The sequence below is a fragment of the Nocardia sp. CWNU-33 genome, assembly GCF_046764895.1.
In the GTDB taxonomy this organism is placed as follows: Bacteria; Actinomycetota; Actinomycetes; order Mycobacteriales; family Mycobacteriaceae; genus Nocardia.
The window spans coordinates 1-16,139 of record NZ_JBKOQN010000048.1 but is presented as its reverse complement, the minus strand read 5'-3'; the positions used below and the strand labels follow the sequence as shown (position 1 = coordinate 16,139).

The 16,139-nt window shown below is 62.5% G+C and carries 12 protein-coding genes; 7 read left to right on the top strand and 5 right to left on the bottom strand.

The features are described 5' to 3' along the window. Positions 1-581 precede the first annotated feature (581 nt). On the top strand, positions 582-848 hold the full coding sequence (locus ACLMAL_RS35935) for an MbtH family protein (RefSeq protein ID WP_412003126.1): 267 nt from the start codon (positions 582-584) through the stop codon (positions 846-848). Positions 849-1,072: 224 nt separating this feature from the next. Here ACLMAL_RS35935 and ACLMAL_RS35930 read toward each other — a convergent pair whose 3' ends face one another. Both ACLMAL_RS35930 and ACLMAL_RS35925 read right to left on the bottom strand, forming a co-directional pair. After that, a complete protein-coding gene (locus tag ACLMAL_RS35930) occupies positions 1,073-1,633 on the bottom strand; it encodes an IS630 family transposase (protein WP_412003125.1) in 561 nt (186 codons plus the stop codon). Between the two features lie 140 nt (positions 1,634-1,773). Then, the gene (locus ACLMAL_RS35925; protein ID WP_412003124.1) at positions 1,774-1,974 is read right to left on the bottom strand and encodes a helix-turn-helix domain-containing protein; all 201 of its coding nucleotides are present in this window, start codon (positions 1,972-1,974) and stop codon (positions 1,774-1,776) included. Between the two features lie 18 nt (positions 1,975-1,992). Between ACLMAL_RS35925 and ACLMAL_RS35920 the strand changes: the two genes are divergently transcribed. After that, positions 1,993-3,099, top strand: a complete 1,107-nt coding sequence (locus ACLMAL_RS35920) for an acyl-CoA dehydrogenase family protein (protein ID WP_412003129.1) — start codon at positions 1,993-1,995, stop codon at positions 3,097-3,099. Positions 3,100-4,041: 942 nt separating this feature from the next. Here ACLMAL_RS35920 and ACLMAL_RS35915 read toward each other — a convergent pair. Beyond that, positions 4,042-5,622, bottom strand: a complete 1,581-nt coding sequence (locus ACLMAL_RS35915) for a cutinase family protein (protein WP_412003123.1) — start codon at positions 5,620-5,622, stop codon at positions 4,042-4,044. A gap of 1,135 nt (positions 5,623-6,757) precedes the next feature. Between ACLMAL_RS35915 and ACLMAL_RS35910 the strand changes: the two genes are divergently transcribed. From ACLMAL_RS35910 to ACLMAL_RS35890, 5 genes are all read left to right on the top strand, one after another. After that, entirely contained in the window at positions 6,758-7,849 is a 1,092-nt protein-coding gene (locus tag ACLMAL_RS35910; protein WP_412003122.1) for an ice-binding family protein, read from the top strand. Positions 7,850-9,514: 1,665 nt separating this feature from the next. Then, positions 9,515-10,546 (top strand): class F sortase, encoded by a 1,032-nt coding sequence (locus ACLMAL_RS35905; RefSeq protein ID WP_412003121.1) that lies wholly within the window; start codon positions 9,515-9,517, stop codon positions 10,544-10,546. Positions 10,547-11,063: 517 nt separating this feature from the next. After that, a complete protein-coding gene (locus tag ACLMAL_RS35900; protein ID WP_412003120.1) occupies positions 11,064-11,258 on the top strand; it encodes a hypothetical protein in 195 nt (64 codons plus the stop codon). An 11-nt stretch (positions 11,259-11,269) separates the two neighbouring features. After that, entirely contained in the window at positions 11,270-11,773 is a 504-nt protein-coding gene (locus ACLMAL_RS35895; protein ID WP_412003119.1) for a hypothetical protein, read from the top strand. A gap of 131 nt (positions 11,774-11,904) precedes the next feature. Continuing rightward, positions 11,905-12,276: a hypothetical protein gene (locus ACLMAL_RS35890; RefSeq protein ID WP_412003118.1), complete on the top strand. Its 372-nt coding sequence runs from the start codon at positions 11,905-11,907 to the stop codon at positions 12,274-12,276. On the opposite strand, the gene ACLMAL_RS35885 is transcribed toward ACLMAL_RS35890, so the two are convergent. Both ACLMAL_RS35885 and ACLMAL_RS35880 read right to left on the bottom strand, forming a co-directional pair. Further along, a complete protein-coding gene (locus ACLMAL_RS35885) occupies positions 12,246-13,439 on the bottom strand; it encodes an IS110 family transposase (RefSeq protein ID WP_412003117.1) in 1,194 nt (397 codons plus the stop codon). The genes ACLMAL_RS35890 and ACLMAL_RS35885 overlap by 31 nt on opposite strands. A 699-nt stretch (positions 13,440-14,138) precedes the next feature. Then, positions 14,139-15,407, bottom strand: coding sequence for an IS110 family transposase (locus ACLMAL_RS35880; protein ID WP_412003116.1), 1,269 nt, complete (start codon positions 15,405-15,407; stop codon positions 14,139-14,141). Positions 15,408-16,139: the final 732 nt, after the last annotated feature.

Sequence of the window (16,139 nt, the reverse complement as noted above, 5' to 3'; positions counted from 1 at the left end):
CTATTCGAAGCCGCGGAGATCGTGGATCGGAACAATCTTTCGTAGTCTCGTTTGCCATTGCGTGCACGGTATGAGGCAAATCGGCGATTCGTCCGATTCGGGTCGAACAGGTTCCGACCCGCACACCTCGGTACTGCCGAGTAGTACTTGATGACTTCTTGTTTCACGCCGGGAGGTAGCATTTCGCTCCCATCCGCACGTCGCGCTGCCTCGAATACCGTGCAGTTCGCAACCTGCACTTGCCAGGAACGGTCGGCCACAGTATGAAGGAGAACCCGAAAGTGTTGCAGCGCATCGGTCATCTGGTCGGAGAAATCGCCGATGTGCTCGAGACTCTGCTCACCACGTGATCGCGAATCCCCAATCCCTCGGTTGCGTGCCACCGATACAGATACACCCGGGGATTTTTCTGCTCGCTATTTCCTGCTCGTGGCGAACAAGGTCCTATTCTTCTTCCGAGCCGAGGTAACCGCCCTTTTACAAGGGTTCATTGCCAGGCCGATGCAACGCTCGGGGGATCCGATCCGGATGAGACGGACTACGAGCGTTGCCTGTCCGTGCACAATGCCCAGTGAGGTGAAATGAGCACCAATCCCTTCGACGACGAAGACGGCCGGTTCTTGGTTCTGGTCAACGACGAGGAGCAGTATTCCGTCTGGCCAACCTTTGCCGAGATCCCAGACGGGTGGAGAGTCGTGTTCGGCGAAGGCAGCCGGGCCGCCTGCATCGAGTACATCGACAAGAACTGGACAGACATGCGGCCGAAGAGTCTGCGCGATGAAATGGCCGCCGACAACGCGGCACGCAAGGCCGCCAGGCCCAGGTCCTTAACCGGCGATAGCAGATAGTGCGCAGCGACGGTTCGGCCTGAGATACGGCTGTGTGACGCCGCCGGCGTCACACAGCCGCCCGCACCCGCCCGCTCACTTCGGCGGCACGCTCTCCAATATCAGGAAGCCGACATATACCAGCTCGCCGGGTGCAGCGTGCTCGTTTGTGAGGGGCAGTACCCGTACTCACGACGTGAATATGCTGGTCAGGTCGTTGCTTCCTGGTGGCGGGGGAATATAGCCTAGTGCATTGCGCCTGAACTTCGTTGAAGATATCGAGCCAGTGATTCGAGGATTTCCTCGGTGGTTTTGCGACAGACGAACGGTTTCGGGTCGACGTTCCATTGCTCGATCCATGCCGTGATGTCTTTGTCCAGTGCCGCAACCCTTTTGTGGACTCCGCGGCGCAGGAGTTGGCCGGTGAGGAACCCGAACCAGCGCTCGACCTCGTTGAGCCATGACGAGCCGGTCGGAGTGAAATGCATATGGAAGCGGGGCTGTTTGGCCAGCCAGGCGTTGATCACCAGCGTCTTGTGGGTGGACAGATGGTCGCAGATCAGGTGCACATCCAGTTCCGCGGGCACGGCCTTGTCGATCGCGACAAGGAACTTCTTGAACTCCGCGGCGCGGCGACGCTGATAGAGCTTGGAGATCACGGCTCCGTCCGCGATGTCGAACGCCGCGAACAAGCTGGTCACGCCGTGATGGACGTAGTCGTGGGAGTATCGCTCGGGCATACCGGGCATCATCGGCAACACCGGCGGGGAGCGGTCCAGCGCCTGGATTCCCGACTTCTCATCCACACACAGCACAACCCGCCTTCTCGGGCGGATTGTGATACAGACCGACCACATCGACAACCTTGTCCACGAACGACGGATCGGTCGACAGCTTGAAACCGTCGGCGAGATGCGGTTTCAGCTCGAACTTGCTCCAGATCCGGTCAATCGTCGACGGCGACGCCACTTCGTTTGGCCATCGAGGCCCGCGACCAATGCGTCGCGTCCGCCGGCTTCTGTTCGAGGGTCATCGTGACCACTTCTTCAACCTTGTCCAGCAGGATCGACGGCGGACGTCCCGGACGCGGCTCGTCAGACGTCCCCTCCAAACGCTTCTCGGTAAAACGGGTCCGCCACTTACCCACCGTCTGCGTTACAGCTGAATCAACACCTCGATCAGGAGCATTGTATTGGACTTCACCATGAACGAGAGCCAGGATACTGTTGCTGAAGTTGTCGTAAGTTTGCTGGAACGTGAGAGCGCTCGCGATATCGCACTGTGGCCCATACTCATGGGCAGCGGGTTACTGTCGGCAGCCCTGCCGCAGCGCTACGGCGGAGACGGTCTGGGTTTGCTCGAGGTGTCGGCGATGCTGACCGAGTTAGCAACCGACGCCGTACAGGTGCCGGCGCTGTCAACGCTCGGTTTCGGGGTCCTGCCCCTGGTGCGAGCCGCATCGGATACCTTGGCAGAGAAGGTCTTTCCAGCTGTCGCCAAGGGTGCGGTACTCACGGCGGCGTTCAACGAACCTGGTGCGCCATTCTCCATGAAGCCGGAAACCACCGCGGTCACCGTCGGCAACACGGTGCAGATAAGCGGCCATAAGGTCGGCGTGCCATTCGCGGACCTGGCAAGGTGGATTCTAGTGCCGACCGATTCCGGGCTCGCTGTCGTGGATGCGGAGGTGCCGGGTATCGGCCGCGTCGAGAGCCCATCCTCCACCAGAGTGCCGGAATTTTCGCTGTATTTGGACAATGTGTCCATCCCAGCGGAGCAGTTGCTTCCCGGCGGTGTCCCGGAACTCAATCGTTTGGCGCTGGCGGTGATCGGTTCAGTGGCAGATGGCCTGCTGAAGGGCGTGCTGACACTGACTGCCGAACAAGTGCGCACCCGATATCAACTCGGGCTGCCCCCCGCACAGTTTCAGGCGGTGTCCCAGCAGATCGCCGATATCTACATCACCTCTCGCGTCTTGCACTCGATCACACTGTCGGCGAATTGGGCGCTGGCGCAGGATGACGACAGCGCAGAACATCGCGAGCGCGTCGACACCAACCTCGACGTGCTGGCCTATTGGGTCGCCTCGGCGCTGCCGGCGGCCATGCAGAAGTGCTATCGCATCAACAGCGACATCGGCACCGAGATCGCCTATCCGCTGCACCGCTATTACTCACAAGCCGAGGACATAGCCCGCATGCTCGGCGGCACGTCGTTCCGACTGGATTGTCTCGGGGCCAGATGTCCTTCGGCTCAACTTCAATACCAGTGACTTAGCCTCGATCCGTGGACTGACGTTGGCGGTGGTGTCGCGGCCGGATTCGGCCGTGCCGCGATGCTGGTGGGCTGGTTGGGGCAGGGAGTAGCCGTTGGTCTGCCCAGCTTTTCCACTTCGGTGTAGGTTCGGCCCCGCGGTCGGGGCCGGTTGGTCAGGTGGTTGTGTTTTCGAACACCGCTCGAGCACCAACTTCAGCGACGCCTGGACCACCCCGGTCCCGGATCGTGGCGATCCTCAGATAGCGAACCTTACCGCCCGCCTTGGGAATCGCTCGCTGCCGGACCGGAAGAGGCTGGAAACTACGGGCTTTCACATCAACTCGCAGCTGGGCCAGGAACTCTTCGACCCCGCGTTCGGCTTCGACATAGCGGGCGGTTTCCCCGTCCACTCCGGCCGTGCATGCGCCCCTGTTGTTCCGCACCCGATCCCACGCCACCAGAAGGAACGCGGGATCGGCGACGAGATTGAACAGATCATCGAACCTGCGATGAGGATCATCACCGGCTCAACGGTGCAGCTCGGTTTGGATCCCCAGTACCCGACGCTCGGCTCTTGCGAACTCGAACGCCAGCTCGTCGGTATTCACCAACGGCCTCCCGGCATTCCAATCTCGTCCCTGCCGACTTGCTGGCTCCCCTTCGCCATGCACGCGACTCTCGCGCGCCCGGACTACTGCCGGGCGCGCCGCCTCGCCCCACCTCTTCGACGAACGACGCGTCTATCCTGCCCGCCCGGATGGGTCCCGGGCCGCGGGGACGGCAGCACAGTCTTCGGCCACCATCAGCACACGGCCCGCGACCGGACCCAACCCAGCCTCATGGTCATACCTAACCGGTGGTCCCTTCAGGCTGGCAGGCGACAGATGATTTGCCGGCCTCCTCTATAGGAGCTCGCGCTTCGACACCACGATAACCGACATGGCTCCGACTGCTGCGGCTATCGGCGGCGCGCTCTTATACCCCACCAGCCGGCGCTGTTCGAGGCCGAGTTTGTGGACCCGGCAAGAAAGCTGGATCCGTCAGCGCCAGCGGTGAGCCGATGTCGAAGCAGTCGACGCAAACCCGCGAACATCAGGAGCATCCAAAGGCAATCCCACATAATGATGTTGGCTGGGTCGCTAAGGGCGTTTCCGCTGTCTTTCCGCAGTGCGTGCCGTGCGGGAGCAGCCTCGGGCGCAGATTTGGCCGTAACTGGTTGGGCGCCCTGGCTCTCCGATGGAGACGCATCGCCTCGCGCTACAGCTTGATCTGGACCCATTGGCCGATCAGGAGCACTCGGTACAGCGGAAGCCTTGGCGACGGAGCCTGTCCGGGTGGCGAGACTGCGCGCCAGCGCCGCAAACCAGCCCGCGACGAATTGGGTAGACGTCTGGCCGGTTTCGGTGACGGATTCCCATACATAGGCGCCATGGCGTGCGACAACATCCTGATATCTCGCCCACGTTGCGGGTTCGAGGAGCGCGGCGTTGTCTGCGACGGCAAAGGCGACCGCGTCGAATGCTTGTATCACCAGGTTCCCGGCGGGTTCGATCGGCACCGATGGGAATCGCGGGCCAGCAATCTTTTCCGTAAGGAGGGCAATGCCGTCCATAGGTTGATTCTCACCCACGCTGAGAATGTCGGCGACTTCGCTCGGTTCGAGTGTCACGCCTACTACGGCGAGCAAAATATTGAGCGCGACTGTAGCCACTTTGAGCAATGCCGCCTGCGCGTCGGGACCATGAACCGGCACCCGAGGGTCCGAGGCTTCCGCAAGGCGCTGACTGAGCGTCCTTTCGGACGTCAGCGTCAGTGTTCCGACCGTGTTGCCGACCACATCATTGCTTACGACGGCGGCGGCGGTCTTCACAGTTGTCGCGACAACGGCTTGAATGATAGAGGACAGTACGGTAATTGGGTCGAGCGGGGACAGCAGCGCCTGGCCGATGATGTTCGTCAACGCGTGCAGTATCGGTGCGCCGGTGGGTGCGTCGCAGGCGAGGTCTTCTGCAATGCATAACGAAGCCACGCGTCCGGTGAGCGCGCCGAAGTCTGCGGCAATGTCTTGTTGCGGTCCGATGCCACCGCCCGCTGGCATCGTCTGTGCAACTGGTGGCAGCCCCGCTAATGCTGTTCGGTCGGTGCCGGGTGCGGGTGCGGGTGTGTGCTGTCCCGGCGCGCCAGGGAACACTGGTGCCCCCGGGTCACGGGTCGGGTCGGCGAAGAGTGCGGCGCCGGCTATCTTGTCCGGTGCCACCACGCCGTATCCGAGCCCTACTTCGCGAAGGAACAACGAAACAACGTGCGCCCCTTGTGAATACCCCAGCAAAGCCAGGCTGGTGTTCTCGCATTTACTTGTGATCGCGCGGGTCATGCTCCGCAGCTCGTCGAGTCCGGCGAAGACGGATTGTGCGTACGGCGGCGTGGCAGCGCCGGGCACGATCCCGCCGAACGCCGCGGGATAGGGCACGTATGCGCGATCGACCGCTCCGGGCTTCGAAACGCTGGCCAGCAATGGCGCGAAAACGCCCGACAGCATGCCGGTGTCGACGGTGGGCGATGCGCTGAGGGAGGACTGCCCTGTGCCCTGAACGCCGAGGGTGTACAAGGCCGGGCAGTCGGTCGGATCGAATTCCGGAGCGGCGGTAGAGGGTTGGGCTACGACGGCGCCTGTGGCTGCGATGACGGCACACGCGCCGGTTACGGCGACTGCTCGAGCTAGCTTCCTCGACACAACGATCCGACCTCTCTGCGACTCGAGCTTTACTTGGACTTGCCGCACTTCACGTTCATCCCGGTGGGGTTGTCATAGCCCCCTAGAGCAGGCCGCCGGTCAGAAAATGGATTGTGTTTCCCGCGACGGCGAGAAGTCCTGTGACGAGGTCGATTACGGGCTGGAGGATCATTCGGACAGCCTTTCGGTTGATCGTCTTTGTATCGGTTCGGCGTAGTGAATTGTTTGCGGCCCGACCCCCGACGGACTGTTTTGAGATGTCGGGGGTCGGGCCGCAAACCAAGCATTCGTGTCAGAGCAGCGAGTGGACCAGAACGCTGACGACACCGGTGAGAAGGTTGCCTACGACCGGCAGCAGACCGCTGAGAAGACCGCCCATGTTTGTTTAACCTCTTCTTGTTTGGTGAGTGGTGGTGCCCCCGAGGACCGTCCTCGAGAGGACGTCCTCGGGGGCGCTTGCTTGGTCGCCCGCCAGAAGAGGGATCGCGCACTAGTTGCGAACCACTGCTACTTCCGTGGCGAGACTCGACCGTGACACCGCATGCCGCTGCAGCGGCCAACGTTGTTTGCCGCTGCAGCGGCAAACAACGCGCGCGAGCATGTCGCACCAGTTGTTTACTGCTGCAGCAGCAAACAACGCGCGCGAGCGTGTCGCGCCAGTTAGATCGGCATCGGAAGGTACTTCGTAGGCCGCGCAAACCTGGATGGGTTAATTTCTGGCTTCGGACTGTCGTTGGGCTCGAGCCGGTTTGGAGTGCGGCCAAGGGGCGTATGAAATTCGCGTCTGGATCGACCCATCCACTCCTACCGATTGGATCGAAGACGGACAGTGACATTCATACGTGTGCCGTTCAACGGCGAAGGGAAACCAGTGACATTTCCGTCCAACTCGCCCCGGCGGCGTCCGATCAAACGATTGATCGTTGCCGGGGCGACGGTTGTGACCGCCACGGTCCTGCTGATATTCAATGGGGTAGCGTCAGCGGCCCAGCCCCCGGTCGGGTTAGGGACGGCAACGTCATTCGCGGTATTGGCGGGCCAGACGGTCACCAACACGGGACCTTCGATTATCACCGGTGATCTGGGGGTCAGCCCGGGTTCCGCGGTCACCGGCTTTCCGCCGGGATCAGTGGTCGGAACCATTCACGCTGCCGACGCGGTGGCGTTGCAAGCGCAATCAGATCTGACTACGGCATATAACGATGCTGCGGGTCGGACTCCTGCCACCGCTGCTCCCCCTGATCTCGGCGGCCTCACACTGGTCGCGGGGGTGTACAACACGGCGGGCCCCATGGGCCTAACCGGGACAGTCACCCTCGATGCGCAGGGCGATCCCAACGCGGTCTGGATCTTCCAAGCGGGATCTACGTTGATCACGGCATCGAGCAGCACGGTCAGCCTCATCAACGGGGCCTCACCGTGCAACGTCTTCTGGCAGGTGGGTAGCTCCGCGACACTGGGCACCAACTCCACCTTCGTCGGAACCATCATGGCGTTGACCTCGATCTCGGTGCAGACCGGAACCATCGTGGAGGGACGGGTACTGGCACGCAACGGCCAGGTCAGCCTGGACAACAACAGGATCACCCGACCCAACTGCACTATTCCACCGACGTCCACGACGACAGCGCCGCCGACCACGACAACGACGACAGCGCCGCCGACAACGACGACAGGCCCGCCGACAACGACGACAGGCCCGCCGACAACGACGACAGGGCCGCCGACAACGTTGCCGACCATCCCCATCCCCCCTGGCGGAGTTGTCCCCGTCATCCCCGGCGGCATCCCCGGCGGCATCCCCGGCGGTGGTGGCGGAGTCGGAGTTCTCCCCATCCCCATCCCGATCCCCATTCCCATTCCGATTCCCCCTGGCGTTATTCCCGGTGGTCCCGGTGGACCGGGTGGACCGGGCGAGCAAGGGCCCGGCGAGCAAGGACCCGGCGAGGAAGGGCCCGGCGAGCAAGGACCGGGCGGTGGCGGGGACGTTCCCGAGGGGTCTCCGGAAACGGGTGGCGGTGGTACTGCCTAGCCCGGACAATTCACCGTTTTCCGGCATTGTGTACCGGTAGAGAGCGAAAGGTGCTCTAGCAGGCGGCCGGGAGGGTTCACCTCCCGGCGCTCTCAGAGCCGTGTGTGACAGTCTCCCGTCACACACGGCTCCCATCATCGAGCGTTCACGGTTGCGGGGTTCCCGATTGCCCAGTCGGAGAAGAATTTCGGGTAGGCCTCCGCGGCCTTCGGAAGCGCTTCACGTGCTCGTTTCCAACGGCCCCGGAACCGCCTACCTTTCTGCACGAGCCACCGCACCAGGTAGTCATTGATCCGTTCGACGACCAATGGGCATACCTGTCCAGCATCGCGCGACTATCCCGAAACAGGTTGCCGCACTGGCCACCTCGCTATAGAAAGCCGAAAGCCGGGTACTGGGCATCCCATGGACCGGCGACCGGCTGATAGCCGTCCACGAAGACGGCGCACCCTCCGACCCGAGTGGTGCAGCGACGAGTTCCAGCGGCTCCGTACACGGGCCGCCCTTCGGTGGATCCCGTTGAGCATCTTCGCAATACCTCGGTGTCCCTCATGCTCGCGCGGCATTCCCCCACACGTCGTCGCCGCCTGGCACGGCCACGACCCCGCAGTCTCACTGTCCACTCCTCGAGTCGCCAGTTCACCAGGCGCAAGGATCGGTGGGCTAACCCGGTTCAGGCGAGATGTCTCGACCGCACGGTTCAGGCAAGACCTTTCGCCTACGCGTCGCCCGCTGGGGCAGCTGGCCATCTCGCGCACAGCGGCAGTCGACTTTAGGCTTCACCAGTGGAAACGTACGCCCATCAGGGGTGGTTTTTAGTACTTGCCGGCCTCGAGTACACGACCGGCCCCATATTGGTGTCGGGCCCTGACGAGCCGGAATCTCACATCAGTTCGTAAGAACGGCCCATTTCGACCCGGTCATACGGCACGACTACTTCCAGAGCCCGTGCTTCATCGACCGCGCCCGCGCGGAGTTGGACTGCATTGGATGTAGGACGGGCTCCTGCTTCTCGAAGACCTCCGGGGTCTGCGTCAAACGTCCCCGCCGTGCCGGATTCGGCGACCCCGTTCCTGGACCCCCTATGCCAGGAGGCCGACCGGTCGAGTCGCTCGACTTCCTTGCACTGAAACTATCCCGCGAAAAGTGTTGTGCCACGGGCTTGATGAGCCACGTAGTTGTGGGTGAAAAGTTGGGAGCCCGGAGGAAGAAAAGAAGAAGGAACCGGTAACCCAAAGAAATAGCCGACGAATAATTGTCGGGCTTCAGGTGATGCTTGATGTTTTGGCTTCACGGGATGTTTGACGTCACCAATTCTCGGTGGGCGGATCGGCCGCACCCGACGTCACCACCAGAAATCCCTGATCTCGGCCCTACTCGGCTCTCTAAAACCAACCGGTCACCTGATCTAATGCGAGTCCGACAGAGCGGGGCCTCGCCACTTTCTCCCGATCCCCCACCCATGGCTGCTACGGCAGCCTAATAGATTCATTACATTCAGTTTCGGTACAACACCCAAACTCAAAGTTTAATTAGGAGACATAGTCTTGAAGCGTAATATCGCAGTAACACGTGTTGAGTTCAATAAGCACTTCGTTGGCTACCGAGGCAATAGACCGATCCGCTCGCATTCACGATTGCATGTGAGCCTTGTGGACGAATTCTATGTGTCGAGGAGTTCCTATGAGGTCGTCATTTTGTGCTGTACCGGTCATTCCAGGGGTGCCCGGCGGTCCCGGCCCACCGATTCCGGAATCACCACCGCAAGACCCCGGCGGTTCAGGTGGACCCGGTGGTGGTCAGGGCGGCGCCGATACGCCCGAGACAGCACCGCCTGTGACGCCTGGCCCCGGAGTTCCGCCAAAGGGTCCGCCAGGTACCGGCGAGGGCGGCACCGCCGGTAGTCCGCACCCAGTTGATGACCTTGGGTGTGCTGGCGGTACCCGGACTCAGCCTCCCGCTCGAGCGGACCACTCGCCGACGTCAGGGACCGACCGCAGCACGGCCGGAACCGGAATGACTGAAGCACGAGCGCGCACTCCGCGCAGTACAGGACGCAGTTCACCGGTGTCGTCGAAGCACCTACGATTAGCGGCGAGCATTCTGCTATTTCTTGCGGCACTGAGTCCGATCGCTCGACTGTGCCCGGGTGGGAACCTGGTCCCGGCCACCGATGCCGCCGTGACCGCGTTCGGTAGCGTGGCCCCGGCCGCGCTTCCAGAATCGCTCCCTGTGGAACTACACATCCCAGCTATCGCGGTGGATGGACCACTCTCCGAGCTCGGCCTGAATCCTGATCGCACCGTAGAACTTCCGACGGACTTTCAGGTGGCGGGCTGGTACCGAAACGGCCCCCCACCCGGAGACATGGGCTCCGCGGTCATCCTGGGACACGTAGACTCCTACACCGGACCTGCGGTCTTCTACCGACTATCGTCACTGCGCCCCGGGGACCAGGTCGACGTGACAAGAGCGGACCGATCGGTTGCTCACTTCCTCGTTCAGGAAGTAGCCACCTATCTGAAGTCAGAGTTCCCAACTCATGAGGTCTACGACTCGCGCGGATACAGCGCGCTGCAACTGGTGACGTGTGGTGGCGAATTCGACCACACCATAAGAAGCTATCTGTCCAACGTGGTGGCCTACACCGTGCTCGTGGGCATCACCCCGCAGCCCGCTGGCACACCATGGCCCTGAAGAGACCCGGGCTCGCAGCATCAACCTCGGTCGATGAGGGCGGTTTGACCGCGAATACTGCGCGCCAGGTTGTCGCGAGAGCGGGAGACGGTGTTGATCTTGTCGTGGTGGGCCCACTTTGCACGACGGCACGCATTACGCGGATGAAAACCGCTCACATTTACCGCCTCGACGCCGACCAGCCAATGACATTCCAACAGCCCCTCACGTCCGTTGAGCCGCTCACCGTAGAGCCGCTCACTGCTACACCCGTGACTGCCGCCGACGAGGTGGTGTTGGTGGAGTCCCAGCTGCACGAGGACGCGACATTGGCCAGATTCGATCCGATCAAAGTCCTGACCACCAAGTTGTGGTTCGGTGGGGCTGGCCTGGCAGTTCCCCTCCCGAGGCGGATGTTCAAGAACCGAAAGTTTTAGAGGCAGTGGTCCGCGCGTAGCTTCGGCGAGCGGGTCCACGCATGGGGGTTGAGGCGCCTCTTTATCTGTAGACAGCACATCGCCCAGACGAGGAAGACCTCATGACTTCGATTGTCGCTACTGCGATCACAGCACTCGGCATCCACGTGTTCGCCTTCGGCGGACTGTGGCTACGCCTACGGTGGCAGGCGAAGCAGCAGCATGTGCACCGCCGGTACGTCGTTGACTACGGCGACCCCGCAACGGTGGCGCAACACGTTTGGCGATACAGCCCCTCAGCTGCAGCGGCTGTCTAGAGTCGTCGGCTATGACTTGGAATCGTAAGGGGCGCAACCGCAGATCACTCGACGTCGCAGGTAGTAACAGTTCGAAGACCCCCATCGTGGTCACCTTCGCGGCCGTCCTGTCCGCAGCCCTCGGCCTGTTGGCCGGCCCCGCAGGCCAGGCGCTGGCGGCCCCCGCCGTCGCACTCCCCACAATCGTGCGGCACCAGGCCGCCAACGCCGAGCAGTGTCAAATCTGGCTGCGTAATTACGAGTCTTCGAACAACGCCAATCAATGGCTCAAGGACAACGTGTGCTGGAACGACGACTCGCAGACCGTACACATAACGTCCACCGCTGGAGGTGACAACCAGTCGGAGCCCAACAGCACGTGCACGCTCAGCACGTCACAAACGTCCTGCATAACCAGTACCTGGATCAATTCACGTTTCGTCGCGGACTTCAGCTCCAAGCGGGTCACCGAAACCAGCCGCGCGTGCAACCACGGCGACTGCGTGCCCGACCAGTACGTCTACAACTTCCAGTAGCTGGGTCTGATCAGCAGCTCACGGTGAAAGGGGCAGCGGTCTCGAACTGCTGCCCCTTCATTCATCCCTGGAACCGGTCCGACCTGGGCACTGCCTTTCGATATATACGAAAGTCGCTGGGGGGTGTCCCTATGGTTTTCGTCAAGCTCGGCGGCCCGCTGATTGATGAGACCGGGTTGGTCGGCGAGGATGACGGAATGTCTGGTGTGAAGTTCGTGCGACGCGTCGATGGGTTGACCTATGAGTTCGCCCGTGACGGGGAAGCGCATGGGTTCCCGTCGTATAAGCGGGTCGACCTCGATATCTGGTGCCGCCGGCTGCCCGACTTCGGTTGGGTGGTGTGCGACGCGGCCGGTGAGGTGTCGAGTCGCCCGTTCGACGAGGCAGGGCAAGGCGTGCTTCCGCCAGAGGGTGTGTGGGTGAGCCGCAAGGACGAACGATCCTATGTCTATGACCTCGTGCGCGCCGATCCTCAAGCAGCAACCGGTTCTGGGACGCGGTAGGGCTGCTTGGTTTTCAGCATCGCGTAGAGGACGTCGCAGCGTCGCCTGGCCAGGCAGATGAGCGCGGCGTTGTGTTTCTTGCCCTCGGCGCGTTTGCGGTCGTAGTAGGTGCGCGAGGCTGGGTCGTGCAGGGCTGCGAATGCGGACAGGAACAACGCCCGTTTCAGCTTGTGGTTGCCTGATCGGGATGGGAACTCGCCGCGGATCGAGCTGCCTGATCGGTGGGTGATCGGGGCGATGCCGGCGTAGGAGGCGAGGTGGCCGGCCGAGGCGAAAGCGGTGCCGTCGCCGACTTCGAGCAGAATGCGGGCGCCGGTCCTGACTCCGATGCCCGGCATCGAGGTCAGGACCTGGGAAAGAGGGTGATCGGCCAACATCTCCTCGATATCGACGGCGACTTGTTTGCGTTGCAGTAGTACCGTTTTCAGTGAGTCGGCGAGTTTCGGCAGAACGGTCTCGGCGGCGTGTGAGCCGGGAACGACGAAGGTTTGTGCGGGCAGCGCAGCCAGGATTTCCTCGACCAGCCGCGATCCCATCCGGGGTGCGTGTTTGGTGGCGATGGTGGTGAGTTTGCGTCGACCAGCGGCCCGGATTCCTTCGGGGCCGCCGCAGCGGGACAGGATTTCCAGTACGGCCGGGTGGGCGACGCGGGGGCCGAGGACTCGTTCGAGGGCCGGGTGGATGCTGGTGAGCAGGCCGCGGATGCGATTGCTGGTGCGGGTCGCTTCTCCGGCGAGGTCGTCGTCGAATCCGACGAGAACACCAAGCTCAGTGAGGGTTTCATCGCCGGTGTCGACCTGGCGCAGGGTGTGGGGCATCGTGCGGGCGGCGTCGGCGATGATGTGGGCGTCGCGGGCGTCGGTTTTGGACTGGCCTGGATAGAGGTCGGCGATGCGGCGCATCGACAACCCGGGCAGGTAGGCGATGTCGTGGCCGCAGGCGCGCGCGACGGTGACCGGCAGAGCGCCGATGGTGTTGGGTTGATCGACCACGATCAACAGTCGCCCACGTGTGGCCAGCTGGTCAAATACCGCCCGCAGGCGGGCTTCATCGTTGGGCAGGGCCTTGTCGAAGAGTCGTTTGCCGGTCGGGTCCAACCCGACCGCGTGGTGTTCGCCCTTGCCCACGTCGATGCCGCAGAACACGGCATATGCCTGTGTCACTCGCTGTTCCTCATAGGGTTCGAAACGCTGCGGGGCGGTCGCCGATCGAAGCGTCAACGCCCGGCACCCACGTTACGAAGAGACCTGTGTAGCGGCCCTGTCCCCATCAGCGGTCCGTCGACGCCACCGGGTACCCGGCGACACCACCCCCCGGATCATGCGTGCGACAGGGGGAAGAAGTCATACCGGGCCCGGCGACCGTGGGCCCGGTGTCGGGCCCACGAACAAGGTAACGAGGGGTGTCACTCTCGCGTTGACATCGATCACGCGGTGGCGGACTCGGTGATCGACTTTCGATCGTGAAACTGGGTCGCCCGTAGCTGACGCGAAACCACAAAGGAACCCGAACGCTGCGCGGTCCGGTGCCCGCGGAACTCGCCCCCCAGATCCGGACGGATCCGGCGTTCTGACTGCCGACAAGCTTCACTTATCGGCGGTCGGGAGTCAGAGAAGTAGAGGTCCTGCCGAGGGCGGTGACATCGTTCATGTCAATGCCATCACCCTTGGAGAGACGTACTGAAATCGGCTACTTAATACTGGTGCCAGGGCCCGATCCCGGCCAGGATCAGGTCCAGGTACTCGGTGAGAAGCTCCCTAATCGGCTGCCCACCTGTGTCATTGGTGTGGCTCTCATCTGGCTTGCCTCTCACCGGGTGCCGTGCAGGGAGTGGCTGAAGAGACCTCCGATGGTTCTAAGAGTCAAGCTGCAGCGGGTTGGTGCGGTGTTTCTGCTGGATGGCCGAAGGCTTTTTTGGGATCGAACGATTCGCGAGTGTGGAGGCAGTGATGGAGTTGGCCGAGCATCTTGTTGAATAGGTGACGTAGGGCTGCGGGGTGGCGGTCACCCTGGGCTCGGCGGTTGAGGTAGTGCGCTCGGGCGGGTCCGTTGGTGGCGGCTGCGGCGAACGACCAAACCCAGCCGGCAGCGGCGAGTCGGTCGTTCTTGATTTTGCGGTGTGTGATCGAGATGGTTTTGCCAGATGCTCGAGTGACTGGTGCGGATCCGGCGTAAGCCTTCAGGGCGCGGGGGTCAGTGAATCGTGTTGGGTCGTCGCCGATTTCGGCGAGCACTCGGGCGCCGGCGAGGTCGGCCAGGCCGGGGAAGCTGGTGATGATGTCGTGGTCGGGGTGTTTGCGGAATTGTTCGGCGGTGGCCTGTTCGAGGTCGTTGGCGCCGCGGCAGGCGGCGTCGAGGGTGGCCAGCAAGGCGAGGGCTTGGTGGCCCATCGCCTGTTCCACCAGTTGCGGTTGGCGCATCTGTGGGACGCGCAGGCGTTGGAAGATGTCGGTGGCGAGGTCATCGATTCCGCGCTGGCGGCCTGCTCGGCGCAGTGCGGTGGCGATGCGTGCCTTGGTGAGCTTGGCGGCGTGAGCTGGGGTGGGTGCGATGGCGAGGATGGCGCGGGTTTCGGGTCTGGCGAGGTTGGTGCCTGATTTGGAGGTTCGGGCGACAAATGTGTCGAGAAAAGCTGGATAGTATTCGCGCAGTAGAGATCTGAGCTCATTACTGGCTTTGGTGCGGCGCCAGACTGCGTCTTGTTGAGCGCGCGCCAAGACCGCGATCGCCTGGACGAGTTCGCTGTCGTCGGGGAGTTGTGGGTGCAGATGAGCGTCGACGCGAAGGATATTGGCCAAGGTCAATGCATCGGCATGGTCGGACTTGGCGCGTGCCATGCTGTGGCGTTCCCTATATCGGGCGACGGCCATCGGATTGATCGCGAACACTGGTCGGCCGCTGGCGCGTAGCGTCGAGACCAGCAGCCCACGGGGGGTTTCGATCGCAATGGGGATCGGCTCACCGGCGTTGTCACCGGCCTCGGTGAGTAGGTCGATCAATTCGGTGAAACCCGTTGGGTCATCAACGATCCGCTTCTTGGTCACCAGTGTGCCTTCGCGATTGACGATCGCGATGTCGTGATGTCCTTCGGCCCAGTCGATCCCGCAGTATCGATACAATCCAGCCTCCATCTACTTCAGTGTTTCCGCTGGTCCAACCCTGATGGGAACGCGCAGCGCCCTACTTACGAGCCTCTCGGGCTTGCCTCCGATGAGCTGTTCGCGATCCCAGCGCACCCGCGCGACATCAGTCTTCTCGAGAGCTCGAAAGGCTCCGGGTTGGCGAGATGTCAGCTCGCGCAGGCGGGCTCGAACCACGACAATTTCACCGCCGACTCCGGACTGGTCCGAGTCGACACACCGGCTCGTTCATAGATCCGGCCTGACCCGGCACTCGCCGCCTTTTCAAAGAGCTCACGGCTCAGGGGTTTGCCAGGAGTTACCGGGCCATGCCGTGCAACGAATCACCGAGGTAACCGTTGCCGGCTAAGTAGGCTCCGGGTTGGCGAGATGTCAGCTCGCGCAGGCGGGCTCGAACCACGACAATTTCACCGCCGACTCCGGACTGGTCCGAGTCGACACACCGGCTCGTTCATAGATCCGGCCTGACCCGGCACTCGCCGCCTTTTCAAAGAGCTCACGGCTCAGGGGTTTGCCAGGAGTTACCGGGCCATGCCGTGCAACGAATCACCGAGGTAACCGTTGCCGGCTAAGTAGGGGTCTGCCCCAAGCTCGAACTAGGTTCTGTCTCGAAGTGAGTGAATGGGGTGGCTCCGCGCAGCGGTGCCACCCCATCAGCGTGCTCGATGGAAGCTGTTGCCCGCGTTGGTATATGGGTGAGGTCTCCGGTATTTCGGATTAGCG